Source organism: Methylobacterium sp. yr668 (assembly GCF_900116245.1).
Classification (GTDB): Bacteria; Pseudomonadota; Alphaproteobacteria; order Rhizobiales; family Beijerinckiaceae; genus Methylobacterium.
The window spans coordinates 286,569-305,875 of record NZ_FOZY01000004.1 but is presented as its reverse complement, the minus strand read 5'-3'; the positions used below and the strand labels follow the sequence as shown (position 1 = coordinate 305,875).

Here is a 19,307-nt window from a genome sequence, read left to right as displayed (position 1 = left end):
AACCGGCCCATCGGGCGAAGCCTTTGTCGTTGCAGCATCTTTCCCGAGGGCCGGTGGCCGCTATCCGGGTCGATGCGTGAAGGAGACCGCATGCCCGACGCCACCCTCCTCGACCAGGTCAAGGACTTCGCCAACCGGCCGAACCCCTACCCGGTCTACGCGAAGCTGCGGGAGAATCCCGTCTCGCGCCAGGACGACGGCACCGAGGCGGGCACCTGGGTGGCGGCGACCCACGGCACCATCGCGCGCCTGCTGCAGGACCCGCGGGTCAGCTCCGAGACCCTACCCCCGGCCGACCGGCCGCGCACCGGCAACCCCCTCACCGACCTGATCGTCAAGCCGCTCAAGGACTGGATGATGGACCGGCACCGGGTCTTCATCTTCCGCGACCCGCCGGACCACGACGCCCTGCGCTCGGCGGTGATGCACCAGTTCTCCCGCGAGCGCGTCCAGGCGATGCGCGCCCGCTCCGACCGGCTGGTGGCCGACCTGCTCAACGAGAAGTGCGGTGCCCGGGAGATCGACGCGGTCGACGACCTCGCCTACCCGCTGCCCGTGACGGTGATCTGCGAGCTGTTCGGCGTGCCCCGAGAGGACGAGCCGAAATTCCACGGCTGGGCGACGCAGCTCGCCACCGCGCTGGAGCCCGACAGCCTGTCCGACCCCGAGATCCGCGCCGCGAACAGCCGGACCTTCGACGCGATCGGCGGCTACATGGGCGACCTGATCAGGGAGAAGCGCAGGCACCCGCAGGACGACATGCTGTCGGGCCTCGCCAACCACGCCACCCCGGCCGGCGTGAAGATGGGCGATTACGACCTGATCGCCACCTCGATCCTGATGCTGGTGGCCGGGCACGAGACCACCGTGAACCTGATCACCAACGGCCTGTTGACCCTGCTGCGGCATCCGGACGAGCTGGAGCGCCTGCGGCAGGACCCGCTCCGGGCCCCGCGGCTGATCGAGGAGTTGCTCCGCTACGAGCCGCCGGTGCAGTTCCGGACACGACGGACGCTGTCGCCCATCGACATCGCCGGGGTCACGATCCCCGAGGGGGCCGATCTCGTGCTGCTGCTGGCCTCCGGCAACCGCGACGCGGCCGTCTTCCCCGACCCCGATCGGTTCGACCCGGACCGCAGCGGGATCCGCCATCTCGGCTTCGGCGGCGGCCTGCACTACTGCGTGGGCGCGCCGCTGGCCCGGTTCGAGGCCGAGGCGGCGCTCACCGCCCTCGCCCGCCGGCTGAAGGCGCCGCGTCTGGTCGAGGACCCGCCACCCTACCGGCCGGGCGCCGCCCTGCGCGGCCCGGAGCACCTGCGGGTGGCGATCGACGGGATCGCCTGAGCCGCGAGCGGACCGGACGGCCAACCCGAGCATCGATGAGACCGCCGACGCGACGAAGACGAAAGTCCGTCGCCGTAAAGTTGTTTGCCTCGCTAAAGTCGCGATCGTCCGGCCTGGTTACGCTGGAGACGGAACCGGCGGGTTGAGACGATGGCTCAGAGGTTTGCGCGCGCTGCATCGCTGGCGCGCACGGTGGGGACCACGGTGCGCAACCTCGCCCTCGGGCGCGACGACGTCCCGCCCCTCGCGCCCCACCTGCCGCCCGCGCCGTCCCACACGGTCGACGCCGACATCCCGGTCGATATCGGCTGCATCAAGGTGTTCCGGGCCGAGAGCTTCCCGGAATCCGGGCCGAGCCCCTGGCTCGACCAGCCCGACGCCCTCGACATCGTCGCGCGCCGCGTCGCGCGCCGGGAGATCACGCCCCGGCAGGCCGAGATCTGCCGGTCCTGGGTGGAGCACGGCTACTACGTCCTGCGCGGCGCGATCGATCCCGACACGATCGACGAGGTCTGGGCCGCCTACGAGGCCGCGATCGCCGGCGGCGACCTGACCCTCGCCCCCGAGAAGGCGGCGCCGGACGATCCCCATCCGGGCCGCTACCTCAACCCGCACCTGAAGGTCGAGGCGATCGACCGGCTGCTGAAGCACCCCGTGCTGATGAACTTCAGCAGCATGGTGCTGGGCCGCCCCGCGATCCCGTTCCAGACCATCGCGTCCCACAAGGGCAGCCAGCAATCCGAGCACTCGGACTCGATCCACATGACGACCTACCCGCTCGGCTACCTGGCCGCCTGCTGGGTCGCCATGGAGGACATCCACGCGGATGCGGGGCCGCTGGTCTACTATCCCGGCACCCACCGCCTGCCGTACCTGTTCAGCCACGACGTCGGCATCACCACGGACGAGTTCCGCGAGCGCGGCTACGGTGCCTATTCCGAGCGCTACGAACCGGCGATCAAGCAGGAGATCCGGGAGCACGGGGCGACGCCGGCCTACTTCACGGCGCGCAAGGGCGACGTGCTGTTCTGGCACGCGAACCTGCTGCACGGCGGTTCCGCGCGGGCCGACATGCAGCGCTCCCGCAAGGCCCTGGTGCACCACTACTTCGCGGAAGGCTGCATCTGCTACCACGACCTCTCGGCGACGACGTCGGCGGTGCACGGCCCCGTCGAGAGCCTGCCGACCTGCGGCGCGTCGAGCCCCGACATCGCGGTGCGCGAGCGGATCAGCCTGTAAGGGTGCGGGAACGCCGGGCGGTCCGGCGACCCCGCCCTCAGGCGGCCTTCACGGCGGCCAGGAAGGTCGTGACCTCCTGGCCGAGGCTCGTCGAGTAGCGGGCCAGCTCCTGCGCGGCGCTGAGCACCTGGTCGGAGGCCGCGCCGGTCTCGCGGGCCGCCTGCCGGACGTCGGCGATGTCGGTGCTCACCGCCTGGGTGCCCTGCGCCGCCTGGGTGACGTTGCGGACGATCTCGCTCGTCGCCGCGCCCTGCTCCTCCATGGCGGCGGCCACGCTGAGCGCCACCGTGCGCATCTCGTCGATCGTGCCGCCGATCGTCCGCATCGACTCGACCGCCTGGCGGGTCTCGTTCTGGATGGCGGCGATCTGCGTCGCGATGGTCTCGGTCGCCCGGGCCGTCTGCGAGGCCAGCGCCTTCACCTCGCCCGCCACCACGGCGAAGCCCTTGCCGGCCTCGCCGGCGCGCGCGGCCTCGATGGTGGCGTTGAGGGCCAGCAGGTTGGTCTGCCCGGCGATCCCGGCGATCAGGCCCATCACCTCGCTGATCTGGTCCGTGCCGCGGGCGAGCACCTGCATCAGGGCGTTGGTCTGGGCCACGTCCGTGCCGGCCCGGTCGGCCATCGCGGAAGACTGGGCGACGCGGGACGCGATCTCGTTGATCGAGGCCGCCATCTCCTCGCTGGCCGCCGCCACGGTCTGCACGTTGCTGGAGGTCTGCTCGGAGGTCGCGGCGACGCGCACCGACTGGTCGGTGGTCCGCGCGGCGGTGCGCGTCATCTCCCGGGCCGTGGCCTCCATCTCCACCGCCGCCGCCGACAGGCCCTGCGTCAGCGCGCTGACCTGCGCGTCGAACCGGGCGGTGACCGTGTCGAGCATCTGGGCGCGGCGCATCTTCGCGTCGTTCTCCGCGACGGCGGCCGCGTCGGCGGCGCGCTTGGCGATCAGGGCGTCCTTGAACACCTGGACGGCGCGCGCCATGGCGCCGACCTCGTCGCCGCGGCGCTGATCGGCGACCGTCACCGCGAGGTCGCCGTCCGCGAGGCCGCGCATCGCCGCGGTCAGGCGGGTGATCGGGCGGGACAGGCCGTTGCCGACGAGCAGGAGCAGCGCCAGGATCGGCAGGGCGAGGCCGGCGGACCAGAGGCCGATGGTGATCGCGCGGTCGCGCACGGCCGCGTGGACGTCGTCCCGGTACAGGCCGGTGGCGACGATCCAGCCCCACGGCTTGAACATCTGCACGCTCGCGACCTTCTCCACCGGCACGGACCCGCCGGGGCGCGGCTTCATGTAGTCGACGAAGCCGGAGCCGTCGCGCTTGGCGGTCTCGACCATCTCGGCGAAGTAGCGCTTGCCGCCGGGGACGTCGGTCTGGTCCACCACCTGCTTGCCGACGTTCTTGGCGTTGAAGGCGTTGGCGATCAGGTGGCCCCGGTCGTCGAGGACGAAGAAGTAGTCCTCGCTGCCGAAGCGCAGGGCGGTGATCGCCGCGAGCGCGGCCTTCTGCGCCTCGGCGACGGGCATCTGGCCTGTCCGGGCCTGCGCCTCGTAGTGGACGAGCAGGCTCTGCGCGACCTCGGTCAGGCGCTTGGTCATCAGCGCGCGGTCCTCGAGCGCCGAGCCGCGCATGTCGAGGAAGCTCAGGGCGCTGAGGGCGCCGATGGCCAGGAGCACCAGGGCCATCACGGCCGCGAGCTTGTGGCGAAGCCGGAGATCGGCGAGGCGCTGCCACGGCGCGGCACGGTCGGCGGGCGGGCGGCTGGTCTGCGTGGGGGTCATCCGAGCACCGGAAGAGGGGCCTGCGGCCGGCGGGGACTCGCCGTGGGCGCCGTACGGCCTCAACCTCGTGCATTCGGGTTAGTAAATCGCAAAGACCTGCGGCCGTTCGCCGGCAGTCAGTGGGCGAATATCGATGTCAAGTCATTGAATGCGGTACAGTCTACAGCTTTGCATGGATTAATATCGGGATCGGGCCGGGGCTTTTGAGGGCCCGCAGCTAGGCGCTCACGCTGTAGTGGATCGGCTTGAAGCTGCCGTTGTTCGACTGCAGGGCCGAGCAGGCGGTGAGACCGATGATCAGGTCGGTCTCGGCCACGAACACGATCCGGTCCCCCGCCCGGCTGAGGGGCGGCGCCACGGTGAGCGCCCCGGTCGCGCCGTCGATCGGCACGTTCATGAAGCAGTTGAACGCCACCGGGATCGCGTCCGGCGCGATGCCGTAGGGTGCGAGCGCCGCCGCGAGGTTGCCGAAGCAGCCGCGATGCGGGTTCGCGTCGCCGTAGATGATGCGGAACGTGTCGGCCGAGCACGGCGTCAGCAGGAAATCGTGCCGGCCGACCGTATCCTCGAGGATCCGCAGCAGGATCTTCGAGCGGTTCGAGTAGAGCGGGTCGCCGGTGGTGAGGTAGATCCGGCTGGCGTAGTCGAGGGTCCGGCCCGACGAGATCACCTCTCCCGTATCGTGGCGGTTGAAGGCGAGGAGGTCGGCCACCTGCTCCCCGCACGGGTCGATCACCGTGAGGCGCTGGCCCCGGTCGAGGGTGAAGGCGACGCCGGAGCGCGGCGCGATCGTCTGCACGTCGGCCTGGCACCGGGTGGGTTGGCACAGGGTGGGTTGGCACATGGGGGTGGCTCGCTCCGTACTGAGGACCGGATCCGACCGGCTCAGGCGCCGCTGCCCGGCAGCCCGCAATCGAAGGGCAGGGCCGGCGGGTTCCAGTCCCGGGCCTCCGGGGCCGGTGCCGGCCGGCCCTTCATCGGGCAGCGCCAGTCCGCGTCGACCGCGCGACCGCTGTACTGGCGCGCCTCCGAGGCCTCGCCGTGGCGCGCCAGCATCGGGTTCACGCTGCCGGCGAGGGCCTCGTCGCGCTCCAGGATCGCGGCGCGCAGCTTCTCGTAGCGTCCCTCCGCCCGCAACCGCTCGAACTGCGCGTGCAGGTTGAAGACCAGGACCGGCGACGAGAAGCGCCGCGCCGGCCGGCTCGCCTGCGGGTGCAGCCCGACGACGAAGAACGCCTCGCCGCCGAAGCTCAGGGAGAAGTGCGGGTTGTCGGGATCCTCGGCCACGCGGGCATCGTGGGGCTGGCCGAGCCAGGCGTCCTTGTCGGTCAGGGATTGCGCGCGCGCCCAGAGGTTGTGCTCGAACGCCTCCTCCGAGAGGTCGCCCGGCCCCTCGAACACGACCGCGAAGCTCTGGAACAGGTCGGGCTGCGCCCGGTACTGCGCCACGAAGGCGAGCAGCGCCGGGTAGATCCGCATGTCGTCCCAGCCCGAGGTGATGTCCCGGGCCACCACGATCCGCATCCGCCCGCGGGACAGGGCCGACTTGGCGCCCACGCAGGGGAAGGGCGGGTTCCGGATGAAGTCGCGGAAGGCCTCGGCACGGGGGTGCTCTCGGTCGTCGCGGGGGAGATGCATGCAGGGCCTGCCCGGTCTCTGCGCGGTCGGCCTCCACGCGAGGCGGCCGCTGTTCGGGACTCCGGGAACACCACCGGGAGGCCACTGTTCCGTCCTGCGACAGGTCGTCCGGGGGATAAGGTGAATCCGGTCGCGTGTGACCAAGATCTATGCGGATGGACGGTCAATATTTCGTGGATCAGCGCCAGCGAATAAATATAGGTTAAGGCCGGAAAGACTCCCGGTGTCGGCGGTGTGCCGGCGCTGTGCTGCCGCGCGGGGCGTCTGCACTGGGCGTCCCGGCGCGCGAGCGGCTCATCCCCGGCCGGCCCGCCGCGCCCGGTGCCGCGTCGCCGCCGCGGCCCCGAAGGCCTCGAACAGGGTGCGGTTGATCGGGTTGGTCGCCGGATCGTGCTCGGCGTGCCACTGGACGCCCAGCGCGAAGCCCGCCGCGTCGCGGACGCGGATCGCCTCGACCGTGTCATCCTCGGCGAGGCCCTCGATCACGATCCGGCCGCCCGGCTCCAAGATGCCCTGGCCGTGCAGGGAGTTCACCCGGATCGTCTCGCGCTCCAGGAGGCGGGCGAAGGCGCCCCCGGGCGTCAGCCGGACCTCGTGACGGTCGGCGAAGATCAATTCCAGGTCCGGGTGGATCTCGCCGTTCGCGAGGCGCGGCATGCGGTGGTTGAGCCGGCCCGGCAGATCGCGGATCTCCGGGTGCAGGCTGCCCCCGAAGGCGACGTTCATCTCCTGGAAGCCGCGGCAGATGCCGAACAGCGGCACGCCCCCCGCCACGCAGGCCTCGATCAGGGGCAGCGCCACGGCGTCGCGATCCTCGTCGTAGGGCTCGTGCGCCGCGCAGGGCTCGGTGTTGAAGCGCGCCGGATGGACGTTGGCGCGGCCCCCCGTGAGCAGGACGCCGTCCACGGTGTCGAGGAGGTCCCCGAGGTCGGTGATCGTCGGGACGGCGGCGAACATCAGCGGCAGGGCGCCGGCCACCGCGGCGACCGCCCGCATGTTGTTCTCGCCGACGATCTGCGCCGGGAAGCGGCTGTCGATCAGGCGCGCGTTGCCGATGACGCCGATCACGGGTCTCGCCATCGTTCCGGCCGCTCCTCGATCCTGCCCTGCCCGCCGCGGCAGGCTCTACGACCCACGCAAGGCCGGCGCCAGTCCCGTCCGGCTCACGGCGGCGACAGAACGCCCGCGTCCGAAGCCTCGGCGCGGAGCACCTCGGCCACGCGCTCCGGCGCCTCCTCGTGGGCGAGGTGGCCCAGCCCCCGGATCAGGCGGACGCGGGCGTCGGGCATGCGGTCGCGCAGGGCGAAGGCGGTGTCCGGCAGGATGGCCTTGTCGTCGCCGCCGACGATCAGCAGGGTCCGGGTGGCGAGGCCGGGCAGCGCCCGGTGCAGCCCGGCGAGATCCCAGTTCGCCATCATGCCCAGCGCCCCGCGGACATGGCCGGCCCGGGCGAAGAGCCGCCGGTAGAGGTCGACCCCCTCCGGGTCGAGGCGCGAGCCGGTCCCCTCGATCAGGCGCTTGGCCGCGGACCGGTCCGCCGTCCAGGCGAAGATCCGGGGGGTGAAGGGGTTGAGGAACAGGAGGCGCGCCATGCTGGGGAACAGCAGGTTCGCCGCCCCCGGCAGCGGCGCGAGAGCGCCGTTGAAGGCCGCCAGCAGCCGGGGCGCGATGGCGCCGTCGAGGCACATCCGCGCGAGGACGGCGGCGCCGGCCGAGTGGCCGGCCGCCAGGACCGGCGGCCGGCCGAGTGCCGCAACGAGGCCCGCCACGGCCCGGGCCATGCCGGGCAGCGACAGGTCGGCGTCGGGCAGCGGGTCCGTGAAGCCGTGGCCCGGCAGGTCCGGGGCGATCACGGAAAAGTCGCGCGCGAGGAGCGGCGCCAGCCCGCGCCACGAATGCGTGGCCGCCCCGGTCCCGTGCAGGAGCAGCAGCGTCGGGGCGTCCGGAGACCCGTATTCCTGGACGTGCCAGCGGAGGCCGGCCGCCTCCACGAAGCGGCTGGCCTCCCGATGGGGCCAGTCCCGGCCCTCCACGGCCCAGTCGGGCCGGTCCGCGTCGAAGCCGGTCAGCATGCGCGCGTATCCTGCACTGCGGCATAGCCGGACGATCCGGGGGCGACGGCGGCGCTATCGTTCATGGCCGGAAGTATTTCGTAACACTGAACAATCCTATGCGGCGGCCGCATGCCACCGGTGAGCGGAGACCGATTGCTGCGCTGCAACAGCAACGGCATATCTCGGGCGAGCAAGAACAAGACGCGTCCACCAACTCCGGAGAAGGTCATGATCCTCTTCACCTCCTCGACCCAGAACATCGCCGCTCCGGTCTCCGGCGGCTGGAGCCTCAAGGCCATCGTCCGCGAGATGCTGAGCTCCTGGCTCGCCCACCACCAGCGCCTCGCCGACAGCGGCATCGGCGGCGACCTCTGACACCCTGTCGCGGGGGTGACGGGTGCGGCGCTCAGAGCGCCGCCCGCACCGCCGCGCTGAGCTGACCGGCCTCGGCCCGGGGCAGCTTCAGGTAGCGGGCGCCCATCGCGTCCGCCACCGAACGGGCCTCGTCGCCCCGCGTGCCGGTATCGACCACGAGGGCCGGCAGCCCGGCCGCACGCAGGGCTCGGGCCGCCTGCAGGGCCTCCGCGCCCGCCCGGGCCCGTCCCCCCTCCCCCGACCGCGCGACGTTGGCGCGCCCGTCGGTCAGAAGCACGATCGCCGGCCGGCTGCCGCCGCGGCGCACGCCCAGAGCCACCGCGACCGCGGCGTCGATCCCCGCCGCGAGCGGCGTCCCGCCCCCGCCCGGCAGTCCCGAGAGCCCGCGCTTGGCCCGGGTGAGCGACCGGGTCGGCGGCAGAACGAGATCCGCGCCGGTGCCGCGGAACGCCACCAGCGCCACCCGGTCCCGCCGGACATAGGCCTCCGCCAGCAGCAGCTCGACCGCGCCCTTGGCCTCCGCCAGCCGCTCCAGGGCGGCCGAGCCCGAGGCGTCCACGCAGAACACCGTGGTGGTCTCGGTCCGCTGCTTGAGGATCCGGATCCGCAGATCGTCCCGCCGCACCACGATGCGGCGCGTCTCCCCCTCTACTCTGCGGATGGCCTGCCAGGGCGCCGCCGCCCGCAGGGTGGCGAGCAGGTCGAGCCGTCCCCGCCGCGGGTCGCCCCGCCGGCTGCCCACGGGGCGGCCGGTGCGGGCCGAGGCCGCCTGCCCGACCCGGCCGGCCTTCGCGGCCGGGAGACGCTGCGCGCCCGCCAGAAGCTGGTCGAGGAGGTTCGGCGGGATCGCGGCGCGCACCGCCTCCAGCACGACGTCGTCGGGCGCCTCTGCGGCCGGACCCGACGCCTCCTCCGCGTCGTTCGGCTCGGGCGGCTCCGCCGGCGCCTCCGCGGTCTCGGGGGCGGGCTGCTCCGGTGCGGGCAGGCGCGTCGCCCGCGGTGCCAGGACGAGGCGCCCGGCCGCCACGATCGCCCCCTGGCCGATCGGCCCGTCTCCCGCGAGGGCGCGCGCCACGCGCGCCGCCAGGATCGGACCGCGCAGCGACGCGATCCCGAAGGCCTCGGCCAGGGCGCAGAGGCTCCCGACCGGGTCGGGCTCCGGCGCGCCCGGGGCGGGTTCCGGCTCGGCCGCCGCGGTGTCCGCGAGGCCGAGCCCGCTCAGGTCCAGCCGGAAGGCGAGGCGATCGGCCAGCGCCTCGGCGACCGTCTCGTCCGCCACGCCCTCGTCGAGGAGGATCAGGCCGAACCGGGCGCCGCGGTCCGAGACCGTGCCGGTGTCGAGGGCGGCGGCGAGCCGCGACGCGGTGCCCGGCGGCAGACGCTCGGCCATGGGGACGACGACGATCCCGCCATCGGCCTCCGCCAGCAGGCCGGCCCGCGCGACGGGGCGGCCCGCCGCCAGGGTCGCGGCGAGATCCAGGCCGCCGAGCAGGCCGTCGTCGCCGATGCCGGGCGGCAGGCGCCGCCAGGGCGTTCCCGGGGGCAGCGCCGCCCGCACGCTGTCGAGCCAGCGCTCGCGCGCGGGCCCGGCGGGGGCCCGCAGCACCGCGCCGCCGAGCCCGTGCGGGTCCGCGGCGAGAAGCCGGGCGGCCAGGCGGGCATCGGCCCAGGCGCAGGTCGGTGTCCCTCCCTGCTCTGCGGGACGGCGATGTTCAGGCATCGGCTCGAGCGGGGCGCGACAGGGCCCCGCTCCCGAGCGGGTGCCGAGGGTCAGACACGTCCATCGGACCGCGACGCGGGCGACGGAGCGCGACCGGCCCCCTCTCCCGGGCGGGAGAGGGTCGGGGTGCGGGATGCGGAGTTCCAGGACTGAGCAGACGCGCGCGACGCGTTCGGGCCGAGCCTCGTCCGGCCGGTCCCCGTCCTCCACCCTGTCCCGCGCCCGCACGGGAGAGGGGCCCCGCGCTCCGCTCCGCGCCGACTCGGCCGGAGCCGCGCGATGAACGCCCTCGCGGTCGGGGCGCGCGCAGCGGCGCCGTCACGCGAAGACCTCCGCCAGCGCCCGCTCCACCCGGGCGGTGGATCCGGATTCGTCGAGCGGGTTGCGCCGCAGCCGGTGGCGCAGGGCGGCCGGGGCGATGCGCCGGAGGTGATCGTCGGTGACCATCGCGGCGCCGTCGAGCGCCGCGAGCGCCCGGGCCGTGCGCATCAGGGTCAGTTCCCCGCGCAAGCCATCCGTTCCGAGGGCGAGGCAGAGGCGCGCGGCGCGCTCCAGGGCTGCATCCGGCACGGTGACCGATGGCAGGCGCTCCCGTGCCAGCAGGATTCTTTTTTGAATCTTTCGCTCTTCGCCTTCACGGGCAGCACAGAACCCCTCCGGGTCGCGCTCGTAGGCGTCGCGGGCGCGCACCACCGCGATGCGGGTGGGGATGTCCCTCGGCGTCGCGACCTCGCAGGCCAGCCCGAACCGGTCGAGGAGCTGCGGCCGCAGCTCCCCCTCCTCCGGGTTGCCGGAGCCGACGAGGACGAACCGCGCCGGGTGGCGGAGCGACAGGCCCTCGCGCTCGACCGTGTTGACGCCGGAGGCCGCCACGTCGAGCAGGAGGTCCACGAGGTGGTCCTCGAGGAGGTTGACCTCGTCGATGTAGAGGAAGCCGCGGTTGGCCCGGGCCAGCAGCCCCGGCTCGAAGGCCTTCACGCCGGCGCCGAGCGCCCGCTCCAGGTCGAGGGTGCCGACCACCCGGTCCTCGGTGGCGCCCAGCGGCAGGTCCACCACCGGCACCGGCTTTTTCTCGGACTTTCTCCGCGCGCCCGGCAGGCTCGCGCAGTGCGGACAGGATTCTGCGGGACTTTCGGGATCGCAATTGTACGGGCAGCCGACCACCGCCCGCATCGGCGGCAGCAGGGCGGCCAGCGCCCGGATCGCCGTGGACTTGCCGGTGCCGCGGTCGCCGAAGACCAGCACGCCGCCGACCGCCGGGTCCACCGCCGCGATCAGCAGCGCCTGGCGCATCTCGTCCTGGCCGACGATGGCCGAGAAGGGGAAGGTGGGCACGCGATGACTCGATGCTGCGGGGGCATCCAACCCAACCCCCTCATCCTGAGGTGCCGCAGCGCAGCGGAGGCCTCGAAGGAGGTCTCCAGAAGACGTGCGATGGCTGGAGGCCTCCTTCGAGGCCCGCTGACGCGGGCACCTCAGGATGAGGGCGAAGGTGGGAGAAGGGTACCCCCGCCCGCGCTTACTCCGCCGCCTTCTGCCGGAGCCCGATCCGGCCCCAGATCGTGGTGAGCGCCTCGACCAGATGGGCGATGTCGGCGTCGGTGTGCAGCGGCGACGGAGTGATCCGCAGGCGCTCGGTGCCGCGGGCGACCGTCGGGTAGTTGATCGGCTGCACGTAGATGCCGAACTCGTCGAGCAGGGTGTCGGAGATCCCCTTGCAGAGCACCGGATCGCAGACCATCACCGGCACGATGTGGCTGTCGTTCGGCATGGTCGGGATGTCGGCGGCCTCCAGCGCCTGCCGGACCTTCGCCACCCGCTCCTGATGCCGGGCCCGCTCGACGCCGCTCTCCTTGAGGTGGCGGATCGACGCCGCCGCGCCCGCCGCGACGGCCGGCGGCAGCGAGGTGGTGAAGATGAAGCCCGACGCGAAGCTGCGCACGAAGTCGCAGAGTTTTTCCGACGCCGTGATGTAGCCGCCGTGCACCGCGAAGGCCTTGCCGAGCGTGCCCTCGATCACGTCCAGCCGGTGGGCGACGCCGTCCCGCTCCGAGATGCCGCCGCCGCGGGCGCCGTAGAGGCCGACCGCGTGGACCTCGTCCAGGTAGGTGAGCGCGCCGTGGGCCTCGGCCACGTCGCAGATCTCTGCGATCGGCGCGATGTCGCCGTCCATCGAGTAGACCGACTCGAAGGCCACCAGCTTCGGCCGGGCGGGATCGACCAGCGCGAGCTTGCGGTTCAGGTCCTCCGGGTCGTTGTGGCGGAAGATGTGGCGCTCGGCCCGCGAGAACCGGATCCCCTCGATCATCGAGGCGTGGTTCTCGGAATCGGAGAAGACCGCGCAGTTCGGCAGGCGCGACGCGAGGGTCCCCAGCGCCGCCCAGTTCGACACGTAGCCGGAGGTGAACAGCAGGGCCGCCTCCTTGCCGTGGAGGTCGGCGAGCTCGCGCTCCAGCAGCACGTGGTAGTGGTTCGTGCCCGAGATGTTCCGGGTGCCGCCGGCGCCCGCGCCGCAGCGGTCGATCGCCTCGTGCATCGCCCCGGTGACGGTCGGGTGCTGGCCCATGCCGAGATAGTCGTTGGAGCACCAGACCGTCACGGGCCGGGTGCCGGCCGCGTGGTGGTGGGTGGCGTGCGGGAAGTTGCCCGCGTGGCGCTCGAGGTCGGTGAAGACCCGGTAGCGGCCCTCGCGGTGGAGCCCGGCGATCTCAGCCCCGAAGAAGGTCTCGTAATCCATGTCGCCTCTCCCCGAACAAATCCTGCGGGTTGATCCCGCCTGTGACACCGGACTTCGCACAAGACCAGTTCCAGATTGGTGGACGTGCGTCGCCCGCTCGTGATCCCTCGGCCTACACGTGGTCCGGCGGCCCGGCCGCTTCCCCGGGCGCCCGGGCCGGCAGGCTCCAGCGCCACAGCTCCGCCGAGGGCAGCGGCAGCATCAGGAACCAGTGCTCCAGGGTGGCGAGCGCGGTCAGCGTCGCCAGGACCGTGAAGCCGATCAGCTCGTGCTCCAGCAGGTCGGCGCCGAGCGCCGCGCGCCCGAGCAGGGCCGCCGCGATGGTCCCGAGGCTCACCGAGACCGGGAACAGCAGGTTCATCGGCTTCCGGGACAGGTAGCAGGCGAGGTAGCCGAGATGGTCCGGCAGGAACTCGGCGTGGAGGTTGCGCACCCCCAGGAACAGGTTGAGCCGCGCCGACAGGTTCATCACCACCAGCGTGCCGTAGGTCCACAGGGCGAAGCGGTTGGGGCTGCCCCAGACCAGCGCCAGGATCGCGAGGCCGCCGACCACGATGGCGAATTCGTGCCACAGGCTGGTGGCGAGCGCGGCGAAGAACCGGTCGAGCCCGCGCACGCTCGGCGCGCAGGCGACGGGCCGCGGGCCCGACAGGAAGCCCATGTAGTAGCTCATCTCCTGCCAGCCCCAGACGACGAGCGCCGCCGTGAAGGCCGTGTAGGCCCCCGTGGCGCTCGTGTCGGCGGCGCTGGACCGGATCGCCACCAGGGCGCCGGCGAGCAGGAGGGTCGCCCCGGCCATGCTCCACGGATGCGTCCGCCGCGGGGCGTGGTCGAGCAGCAGGATCAGCCCGGTGGAGAACCACCAGAGCAGGACCGCGTACAGGACCGGGGCGGCGTAGGTCCCCATGCTACCAGACCGGCTGGAGGCGGATGTCGGCCGGCAGGGCGTTGGCCTTGACGGGCAGGAGATAGAGCCGCGCGAAGGTCACGGCCGCGCGCGCGGCGTGGAATCCCTGCAGGGCCTTGCCGACGAGGCCGCCCCGTGCCTTGGCGTCGGCGATCGCCCGGGAGCAGGCGAGCAGCCGGTCGAGGCCCGCCTTGAACTTCGGGTTGTCGATATCGAGCTCCAGCGGGAAGGTCTGGCGGGAGATCTCCGAGGTGATCCGGAAGACCTTGAAGTCGTAGTCGCTGGGATCGACGCCGAGCGCGGCGTGGAAGGCCGGGCGGTGATGGTCGCGCACGTACATCGTGGCGAAGACCGCCAGCAGGAAGAACCGGATCCAGTAGCGGTTCACGCCGCTCGTCAGCTTCGGGTTGGCGCGCATCAGCAGCGCGAAGGCCTCGCCGTGGCGGAACTCGTCGTTGCACCACAGCTCGAACCACTTGAAGATCGGGTGGATGCGCCGCTCCGGGTGCCGCTCCAGCTCGCGGAAGATCGTGATGTAGCGGGCGTAGCCGATCTTCTCGGACAGGTAGGTGGCGTAGAAGATGAACTTCGGCCGGAAGAACGTGTACTTCTTGGACTTGGTGAGGAAGCCCAGGTCCACGCCGATGCCGAAATCCTTGAGCGTGTCGTTGATGAAGCCGGCGTGGCGGGCTTCATCCCGGCTCATGAAGCCGAACAGCTCCTTGATGTCCTTGTTCTTCGCGCGCTTGCGCATCTCGGCGTAGAGGACGCAGCCGGAGAACTCCGCCGTGATGGACGACACGAGGAAGTCCAGGAACTCCTTCCGCAGCTCCGGCTCCATCTTCGACAGGTCGCAGTCGAACTCCTCGTTGCGGGTGAAGTGGCGCTTGTTCGGGTCCGAGCGCAGCTCGGCGATCAGGATGTCCCAGTCGCGCCGCACCGGCTCGACATTCGTGCGGTCGAGCTCGTCGAAATCGGTCGTGTAGAAGCGCGGGCTGAGGAAGGTCGTCTCCTGCGCCGAGCGGGTCGATTCATTGATCGGCGTCTTCGGGACGGGCTGGCCGGAGGGCGGCGGGACGGGTGCGTTCACAGCTTCCTCCTCTCGGAAAAGCTGACCTCGTAGAGTTCGGTCAGCTCGAGATGCGCGATGAGCTTGGTCCAGGCCCGCTCCAGCGCGCCGGCCCGGGTCACGGTGGCGGTGCGCCGCACGGTGAGGCGCTCGCCGTAGGGCACCGAGGTCGGCGCGTCGTGGACTTGGACCGCGTCGCCGGGCTCGATCTCGAAGCCGGCATCGAGGGTCACGTGCGCGTGCAGACTCTCGGGCGTCTGCTCGATCTCCACCGTGCAGGGCACGGTGACGGTGCGGCTGCCGAACAGGCCCATCACCGCGTCTCCGCGGCGGGGGCGCCCGGCGCGGGCATCAGCCGCGCGAAGGCCCCGGCATTGGTCGGCCCGAAGGCCTCCAGGGGCACCCGGCGGCCGGTGGCCTCGTCGGCCAGCGCGAGGCGGCCGTCGTCGTAGCGGGTCAGGCTGAAGGGCTTCTCGGGGCCGAGGCCCTCCCGCTGGCGGGCCTGGGCGAGGCCCCGCAGGGTCCCGCGCAGGAACCCGTCCTCGCCGGGACGGATCCAGGCGACGATGTGCCGGTCGGCGACGTCCCGCAGGGCGATCGAGCCGTCGACCTGATCCTCGGCGCGGAACTCGAGGCGCTCCACCACCTTGGCGGGCGGCAGGGCGACGAGGCCGACCTTCTCGCTCCGGCCGATCAGGACCGCCAGCATGGTGAAGCCCATCAGCGCGCCGGCGCCGATCATCAGCAGCGCCGGTGCCGGTCCCGCGACCGCCATGGCCCGGCTGGCGCCCTCCGCCCGCTCGCCCATCGTGCCCCTCCCTATTCGGCCGCGACGAGGCGGCCGGGATTCTCGTCCGCTCGGCCGAGACGCGCCACCCGAACCGGCGGCGCGGTGCCGTCGGCATGGGCCTCGAGGGCGCGTGCCAGCAGCGCCGCCGCGGCGTCCGCGTCCGGCACCGAGCGCAGCATGGGCTCGGTCCGGGCGAGATGCCAGGGCCGGACATGCGGCCAGATGTGAAGGTAGGCGATCCGGAGGCCCGGCCGCAACCGCAGCGGCAGGTCGCCGCTGCCATCCGTGAAAGCCCGCAGGGCCGCCGTCTCTATCTGCGCGAAGGGCAGGTTGTGGGTCACCGGCAGGGCGATGCCGGCCTGCAGCACGACGCGGCGGTTGGTCACCGTGTAGAGCGTCGTCCGGTGGGTGAGCCAGGCGAGCAGCCAGAGCAGCGCGACGGCGCCGGCGCCGATCACCAGGGTCGGCGCCACCACCTTGATCGCCGCCGCGGGCGAGCCCGCCGCGAGGCCGAAGGCCACGGCGCAGACCGAGAACCACGCGATCACCAAGCGGGCGTGGAACACCCGAACCAGCAGGCCCGCGGTCGTCGGCGCACCCTGCCAGAGGATGCGCTCGCCCGCCGGCAGCGGGCCGGGCAGACCCCGCAGGGTGCCCTCGGGGAGGAAGTCGCCGCTCATATCAGGGGCTCCGCCCGGGCCGGCGTCGCGTAGAGCGTGCCGGCGCCGAAATACGAGATGATCCGCTCCTCCTCGAGGAAGGTCACGCTGTCGGGATCGCGGGTGCTGGGGATGTCGGCGAACTGGCTCGCGAGCAGAGCCTCGGTCGTCACCGTCTTGGTGAAGCCGCCGGCCCGGCAGAACGTTGTCGGCATCAGCCGGCGCCCGCCCGTCGGGAGCTCGACCTCGTAGTAGCGGATCAGCGACTCGCCGCGGTCGACCCAGACGTCGCTGATCACGCCCGCGACCGCGTTGTCGGTGCCGAACACCGTCATGCCGATCGGGTTCGGGCCGTCCTCGTGGATGACGAAGTTCTTCGCCACCCGCAGGGGCACGATGCGGATCTCGTCGTCCCAGGTCCGGTCGTGCACGTCGTGCCGCAGCACCCAGGAGCCCGGGCCGACGCCGGCCTGGAGCGACGTCTCCGTGCGCTCGTAGGGGGCGCCCGGCCAGGGTTCGACCTTGCGGGCCGGGATCCCGGTCTCGATGTCGTCCCGGCCATGAACCGCCTGCGGCGCGTAGGTCGTCTCGCCGCCCGGCAGATGGAACGCCTTGGACCGGGGGATCAGGATCGGGTCGTCCGCCTTGCGGCGGCCGACCGTCTCGTTCTCCAGCGGGTAGCCCTCGCGCCGGTCCTCCCGGCGCAGCCAGAAGACCAGCCCCGCGAAGAAGAGGAAGAACGCGTAGAGTACGACCTGGGCGACGTCGACGTAACCCGTAAGTGCGCCGGTTGGCATGGCTGTCCTCCCCAAGTCTCAGGCTGTGCGGCCGGCGAGGCCGTCGGTGATGCTGTCTCGAACTCGTATCCGGGCGTCCTCACGCACCAGCGGTCCGAGCGCGAGCAGCGCCGCGAACAGCAGGGCGATCTCGATGTGGTAGACGATGAGGTAGCCGATGGCGGGCTCGTTCATGCCCTCGCCGAGCACCCCCGACTGGGCGATGGCGCCGCCGACGTCGCGCACGAGGCCGCTCGCCGCGATCGAGAGGCCGGCCGCGGTCGCCTGCACGGCGCCCCAGGCACCGAGGGCGAGCCCGGTATCCTCGGGGCCGGCGCGGTTCATCGAGGCGGTGAGCGTGCCGTGGGCGAACAGGCCGCCGCCGAGGCCGATCAGGCTCACGCCCGCGGCGAACAGGTCGGCCGAGGCGAGCGGAGCGGCGAAGACCACCGCCGAGAAGGCCAGGATCCCGATCCCGACGCCCACCGCGGAGACGCGGAACGGGTCGCCCCCGCGCCCGAGCCAGCGCGCCGCGACCAGCAGGCCGAGCCCGCCTCCGGCGGCCAGCAGCGCGGTCAGCGCCGTGGTGGCCGCCACCGAGAGGTGCAGGATCTGACCGCCGTAGGGTTCGAGCAGGATGTCCTGCATCGAGAAGCCCGCCGTGCCGAGGCCGATCGCCACGAGGCGTCGCCGGGCGGTGCCCTGCCCCGCATAGGCCTGCCAGGAGGACCGGAAGTCGCGCTGCGGTGCCGTCCGCGTCCGGTTCGGATCGCGGGGTTCCTGCTTCCAGAGGGCGAACCCGTTGAGGATGATCGTGACCAGCGCCGCGCCCTGGATCACCTGGATCAGCCGGACGGGTGAGAAATGGGCGAGGAACAGGCCGAACAGCACCGCGCTCGCCATCATGCCGAACAGGAGCGCCGCGCAGAGCAGCGCCACCACCTTCGGGCGCGCGTGCGCCGGGGCGAGGTCGGTGGCGAGCGCCAGCCCGACGGTCTGGGTCGTGTGCAGGCCCGCGCCGACCAGCAGGAAGGCGAGCGCCGCCGCGAGGTTGCCGACCCAGAGCGGCCCGGTCGTGTCGCCCGACAGGATCAGCAGGGCGAACGGCATGATCGCGAGGCCGCCGAACTGGAGCAGCGTGCCGAACCAGATGTAGGGGACGCGCCGCCAGCCCAGCACCGAGCGGTGGGTGTCCGAGCGGAAGCCGACCAGCGCCCGCAGGGGCGCGAAGACCAGCGGCAGCGCCAGCATCATCGCGACGATCCAGGCCGGAACGCCGAGCTCGACGATCATCACCCGGTTGAGGGTGCCGATCAGCAGCACCGCGGCCATGCCGACGGTGACCTGGAACAGGGCGAGGCGGAGCAGCCGTCCCAGCGGCAGCTCGGCGGTGGCGGCGTCCGCGAAGGGAAGCAGCGCCGGGCCGAGGCGCATCAGGACCTCGGTGAGCTTGCGGGCGGGGGTCATGGTCGCGCCCCGGGTGTCATTGGCCGACCATCCGCGCGGCGAGGCAGGGCGCGCGTCAGCGCCACCGCGTTCGACAGGTAGAATCCGCTGTTGATCCGGTGCGACCGCGCCCAGGCGAAGCCGTCGAGGGCCCTCTCCGAGGCGATCCGCCGCCGCAGCCCGCCCTCGGTCACCGGCACGATGGCGGGCGAGCGATCGCCGCGCGGGAAGAACTTCCCGGCCGCGTGCATCACCGTCAGGAGCGCCGTGCGCGGCGCTACGGTGAACAGCACCGAGCCGTCCGTGCGCGCGCCCAGCACCGCCAGCGCCCGGGCGATGTCGGCGGCGCGGTAGTGGATCAGCGAATCCATCGCCACGACGTGGTCGAACCGGCCGAGGGCCGGATCGAGCATGTCGCCCACCCGGAAGTCGATGCGCCCCGCGCCCGCGATCGCCGGCAGCCGCTCCTGCGCCAGCCCGATCAGCGTCGGCGAGACGTCGATCGCCACCACCTCGGCGCCCCGCCGCGCCGCCTCGACGCTGAGCGCCCCGGTGCCGCAGCCGGCATCGAGCAGGCGTGAGCCCGTCATGTCGGCCGGGAGCCAGGACAGCAGCGTCGCCCGCATGGCGTCGCGCCCGGCCCGCACGGTGGCGCGGATCCGGCTCACCGGGGCGTCCGAGGTCAGGCGCGACCACGCCTCGACCGCGGTGCGGTCGAAGTAGGTGGTCAGCTCGCCCCGGCGGGCGTCGTAGCTGGCGCTGGCCATCGGTCGAAC

Annotated in this window: 19 protein-coding genes; 3 read left to right on the top strand and 16 right to left on the bottom strand. The window is 72.6% G+C overall.

Features of this window, described 5'->3' with window-relative positions; translation table 11 throughout:
• Nucleotides 1–90: 90 nt before the first annotated feature.
• On the top strand, nucleotides 91–1,344 hold the full coding sequence (locus BM419_RS07805) for a cytochrome P450 (RefSeq protein WP_020095271.1): 1,254 nt from the start codon (nucleotides 91–93) through the stop codon (nucleotides 1,342–1,344).
• A gap of 150 nt (nucleotides 1,345–1,494) precedes the next feature.
• Complete coding sequence (locus BM419_RS07800; RefSeq protein WP_091926020.1) at nucleotides 1,495–2,583, top strand: phytanoyl-CoA dioxygenase family protein; 1,089 nt, start codon at nucleotides 1,495–1,497, stop codon at nucleotides 2,581–2,583.
• 37 nt (nucleotides 2,584–2,620) lie between these two features.
• Here the strand turns inward: BM419_RS07800 and BM419_RS07795 are convergent, their stop codons facing one another.
• From BM419_RS07795 to bchO, 5 genes are all read right to left on the bottom strand, one after another.
• Nucleotides 2,621–4,360, bottom strand: coding sequence for a methyl-accepting chemotaxis protein (locus BM419_RS07795; protein WP_091926019.1), 1,740 nt, complete (start codon nucleotides 4,358–4,360; stop codon nucleotides 2,621–2,623).
• A 217-nt stretch (nucleotides 4,361–4,577) separates the two neighbouring features.
• Nucleotides 4,578–5,204: a DUF1989 domain-containing protein gene (locus tag BM419_RS07790; RefSeq protein ID WP_091926017.1), complete on the bottom strand. Its 627-nt coding sequence runs from the start codon at nucleotides 5,202–5,204 to the stop codon at nucleotides 4,578–4,580.
• Between the two features lie 41 nt (nucleotides 5,205–5,245).
• Entirely contained in the window at nucleotides 5,246–5,998 is a 753-nt protein-coding gene (gene gntA, locus BM419_RS07785; protein WP_020095267.1) for a guanitoxin biosynthesis heme-dependent pre-guanitoxin N-hydroxylase GntA, read from the bottom strand.
• A gap of 294 nt (nucleotides 5,999–6,292) precedes the next feature.
• Nucleotides 6,293–7,078, bottom strand: a complete 786-nt coding sequence (locus tag BM419_RS07780; RefSeq protein WP_026605260.1) for a gamma-glutamyl-gamma-aminobutyrate hydrolase family protein — start codon at nucleotides 7,076–7,078, stop codon at nucleotides 6,293–6,295.
• Nucleotides 7,079–7,161: 83 nt separating this feature from the next.
• Complete coding sequence (gene bchO, locus BM419_RS07775) at nucleotides 7,162–8,070, bottom strand: alpha/beta fold hydrolase BchO (protein ID WP_091926015.1); 909 nt, start codon at nucleotides 8,068–8,070, stop codon at nucleotides 7,162–7,164.
• Between the two features lie 210 nt (nucleotides 8,071–8,280).
• Here bchO and BM419_RS32315 point away from each other — a divergent pair, with 210 nt between their 5' ends.
• On the top strand, nucleotides 8,281–8,427 hold the full coding sequence (locus BM419_RS32315) for a hypothetical protein (RefSeq protein ID WP_020095264.1): 147 nt from the start codon (nucleotides 8,281–8,283) through the stop codon (nucleotides 8,425–8,427).
• A 31-nt stretch (nucleotides 8,428–8,458) separates the two neighbouring features.
• Here BM419_RS32315 and BM419_RS07770 read toward each other — a convergent pair whose 3' ends face one another.
• The 11 genes from BM419_RS07770 to bchM all read right to left on the bottom strand — a co-directional run bounded on the left by BM419_RS07770 (nucleotide 8,459) and on the right by bchM (nucleotide 19,298).
• Complete coding sequence (locus BM419_RS07770; RefSeq protein ID WP_091926013.1) at nucleotides 8,459–10,147, bottom strand: magnesium chelatase subunit D; 1,689 nt, start codon at nucleotides 10,145–10,147, stop codon at nucleotides 8,459–8,461.
• 318 nt (nucleotides 10,148–10,465) lie between these two features.
• A complete protein-coding gene (gene bchI / locus BM419_RS07765) occupies nucleotides 10,466–11,482 on the bottom strand; it encodes a magnesium chelatase ATPase subunit I (RefSeq protein ID WP_042673186.1) in 1,017 nt (338 codons plus the stop codon).
• 184 nt (nucleotides 11,483–11,666) lie between these two features.
• Complete coding sequence (gene hemA / locus BM419_RS07760) at nucleotides 11,667–12,884, bottom strand: 5-aminolevulinate synthase (RefSeq protein WP_020095261.1); 1,218 nt, start codon at nucleotides 12,882–12,884, stop codon at nucleotides 11,667–11,669.
• A gap of 112 nt (nucleotides 12,885–12,996) precedes the next feature.
• Complete coding sequence (gene puhE / locus BM419_RS07755) at nucleotides 12,997–13,791, bottom strand: putative photosynthetic complex assembly protein PuhE (RefSeq protein ID WP_056524002.1); 795 nt, start codon at nucleotides 13,789–13,791, stop codon at nucleotides 12,997–12,999.
• A 1-nt stretch (nucleotide 13,792) separates the two neighbouring features.
• The gene (acsF, locus tag BM419_RS07750; protein ID WP_091682489.1) at nucleotides 13,793–14,881 is read right to left on the bottom strand and encodes a magnesium-protoporphyrin IX monomethyl ester (oxidative) cyclase; all 1,089 of its coding nucleotides are present in this window, start codon (nucleotides 14,879–14,881) and stop codon (nucleotides 13,793–13,795) included.
• A complete protein-coding gene (locus BM419_RS07745) occupies nucleotides 14,878–15,174 on the bottom strand; it encodes a hypothetical protein (protein WP_010686350.1) in 297 nt (98 codons plus the stop codon). Before BM419_RS07745 ends, acsF begins: the two co-directional genes overlap by 4 nt.
• Nucleotides 15,174–15,668: a photosynthetic complex assembly protein PuhC gene (puhC, locus tag BM419_RS07740; protein ID WP_020095257.1), complete on the bottom strand. Its 495-nt coding sequence runs from the start codon at nucleotides 15,666–15,668 to the stop codon at nucleotides 15,174–15,176. The genes BM419_RS07745 and puhC overlap by 1 nt, the downstream gene beginning before the upstream one ends.
• Nucleotides 15,669–15,679: 11 nt before the next feature.
• Complete coding sequence (gene puhB, locus BM419_RS07735; RefSeq protein ID WP_020095256.1) at nucleotides 15,680–16,330, bottom strand: photosynthetic complex putative assembly protein PuhB; 651 nt, start codon at nucleotides 16,328–16,330, stop codon at nucleotides 15,680–15,682.
• A complete protein-coding gene (gene puhA, locus BM419_RS07730) occupies nucleotides 16,327–17,106 on the bottom strand; it encodes a photosynthetic reaction center subunit H (protein ID WP_020095255.1) in 780 nt (259 codons plus the stop codon). Before puhA ends, puhB begins: the two co-directional genes overlap by 4 nt.
• A gap of 18 nt (nucleotides 17,107–17,124) precedes the next feature.
• Nucleotides 17,125–18,552, bottom strand: a complete 1,428-nt coding sequence (locus tag BM419_RS07725; protein ID WP_091926011.1) for a BCD family MFS transporter — start codon at nucleotides 18,550–18,552, stop codon at nucleotides 17,125–17,127.
• Complete coding sequence (gene bchM, locus BM419_RS07720) at nucleotides 18,549–19,298, bottom strand: magnesium protoporphyrin IX methyltransferase (protein WP_091926009.1); 750 nt, start codon at nucleotides 19,296–19,298, stop codon at nucleotides 18,549–18,551. Before bchM ends, BM419_RS07725 begins: the two co-directional genes overlap by 4 nt.
• Nucleotides 19,299–19,307 lie beyond the last annotated feature (9 nt).

Bases quoted from the DNA above. Each gene is read 5' to 3' on its own strand.
- BM419_RS07805 (WP_020095271.1), top strand. From the start codon at position 91: ATGCCCGACGCCACCCTCCTCGACCAGGTCAAGGACTTCGCCAACCGG.
- BM419_RS07800 (WP_091926020.1), top strand. From the start codon at position 1,495: ATGGCTCAGAGGTTTGCGCGCGCTGCATCGCTGGCGCGCACGGTGGGG.
- BM419_RS07795 (WP_091926019.1), bottom strand. From the start codon at position 4,360: ATGACCCCCACGCAGACCAGCCGCCCGCCCGCCGACCGTGCCGCGCCG.
- BM419_RS07790 (WP_091926017.1), bottom strand. From the start codon at position 5,204: ATGTGCCAACCCACCCTGTGCCAACCCACCCGGTGCCAGGCCGACGTG.
- gntA (WP_020095267.1), bottom strand. From the start codon at position 5,998: ATGCATCTCCCCCGCGACGACCGAGAGCACCCCCGTGCCGAGGCCTTC.
- BM419_RS07780 (WP_026605260.1), bottom strand. From the start codon at position 7,078: ATGGCGAGACCCGTGATCGGCGTCATCGGCAACGCGCGCCTGATCGAC.
- bchO (WP_091926015.1), bottom strand. From the start codon at position 8,070: ATGCTGACCGGCTTCGACGCGGACCGGCCCGACTGGGCCGTGGAGGGC.
- BM419_RS32315 (WP_020095264.1), top strand. From the start codon at position 8,281: ATGATCCTCTTCACCTCCTCGACCCAGAACATCGCCGCTCCGGTCTCC.
- BM419_RS07770 (WP_091926013.1), bottom strand. From the start codon at position 10,147: ATGCCTGAACATCGCCGTCCCGCAGAGCAGGGAGGGACACCGACCTGC.
- hemA (WP_020095261.1), bottom strand. From the start codon at position 12,884: ATGGATTACGAGACCTTCTTCGGGGCTGAGATCGCCGGGCTCCACCGC.
- puhE (WP_056524002.1), bottom strand. From the start codon at position 13,791: ATGGGGACCTACGCCGCCCCGGTCCTGTACGCGGTCCTGCTCTGGTGG.
- BM419_RS07745 (WP_010686350.1), bottom strand. From the start codon at position 15,174: ATGGGCCTGTTCGGCAGCCGCACCGTCACCGTGCCCTGCACGGTGGAG.
- puhC (WP_020095257.1), bottom strand. From the start codon at position 15,668: ATGGGCGAGCGGGCGGAGGGCGCCAGCCGGGCCATGGCGGTCGCGGGA.
- puhB (WP_020095256.1), bottom strand. From the start codon at position 16,330: ATGAGCGGCGACTTCCTCCCCGAGGGCACCCTGCGGGGTCTGCCCGGC.
- puhA (WP_020095255.1), bottom strand. From the start codon at position 17,106: ATGCCAACCGGCGCACTTACGGGTTACGTCGACGTCGCCCAGGTCGTA.
- BM419_RS07725 (WP_091926011.1), bottom strand. From the start codon at position 18,552: ATGACCCCCGCCCGCAAGCTCACCGAGGTCCTGATGCGCCTCGGCCCG.
- bchM (WP_091926009.1), bottom strand. From the start codon at position 19,298: ATGGCCAGCGCCAGCTACGACGCCCGCCGGGGCGAGCTGACCACCTAC.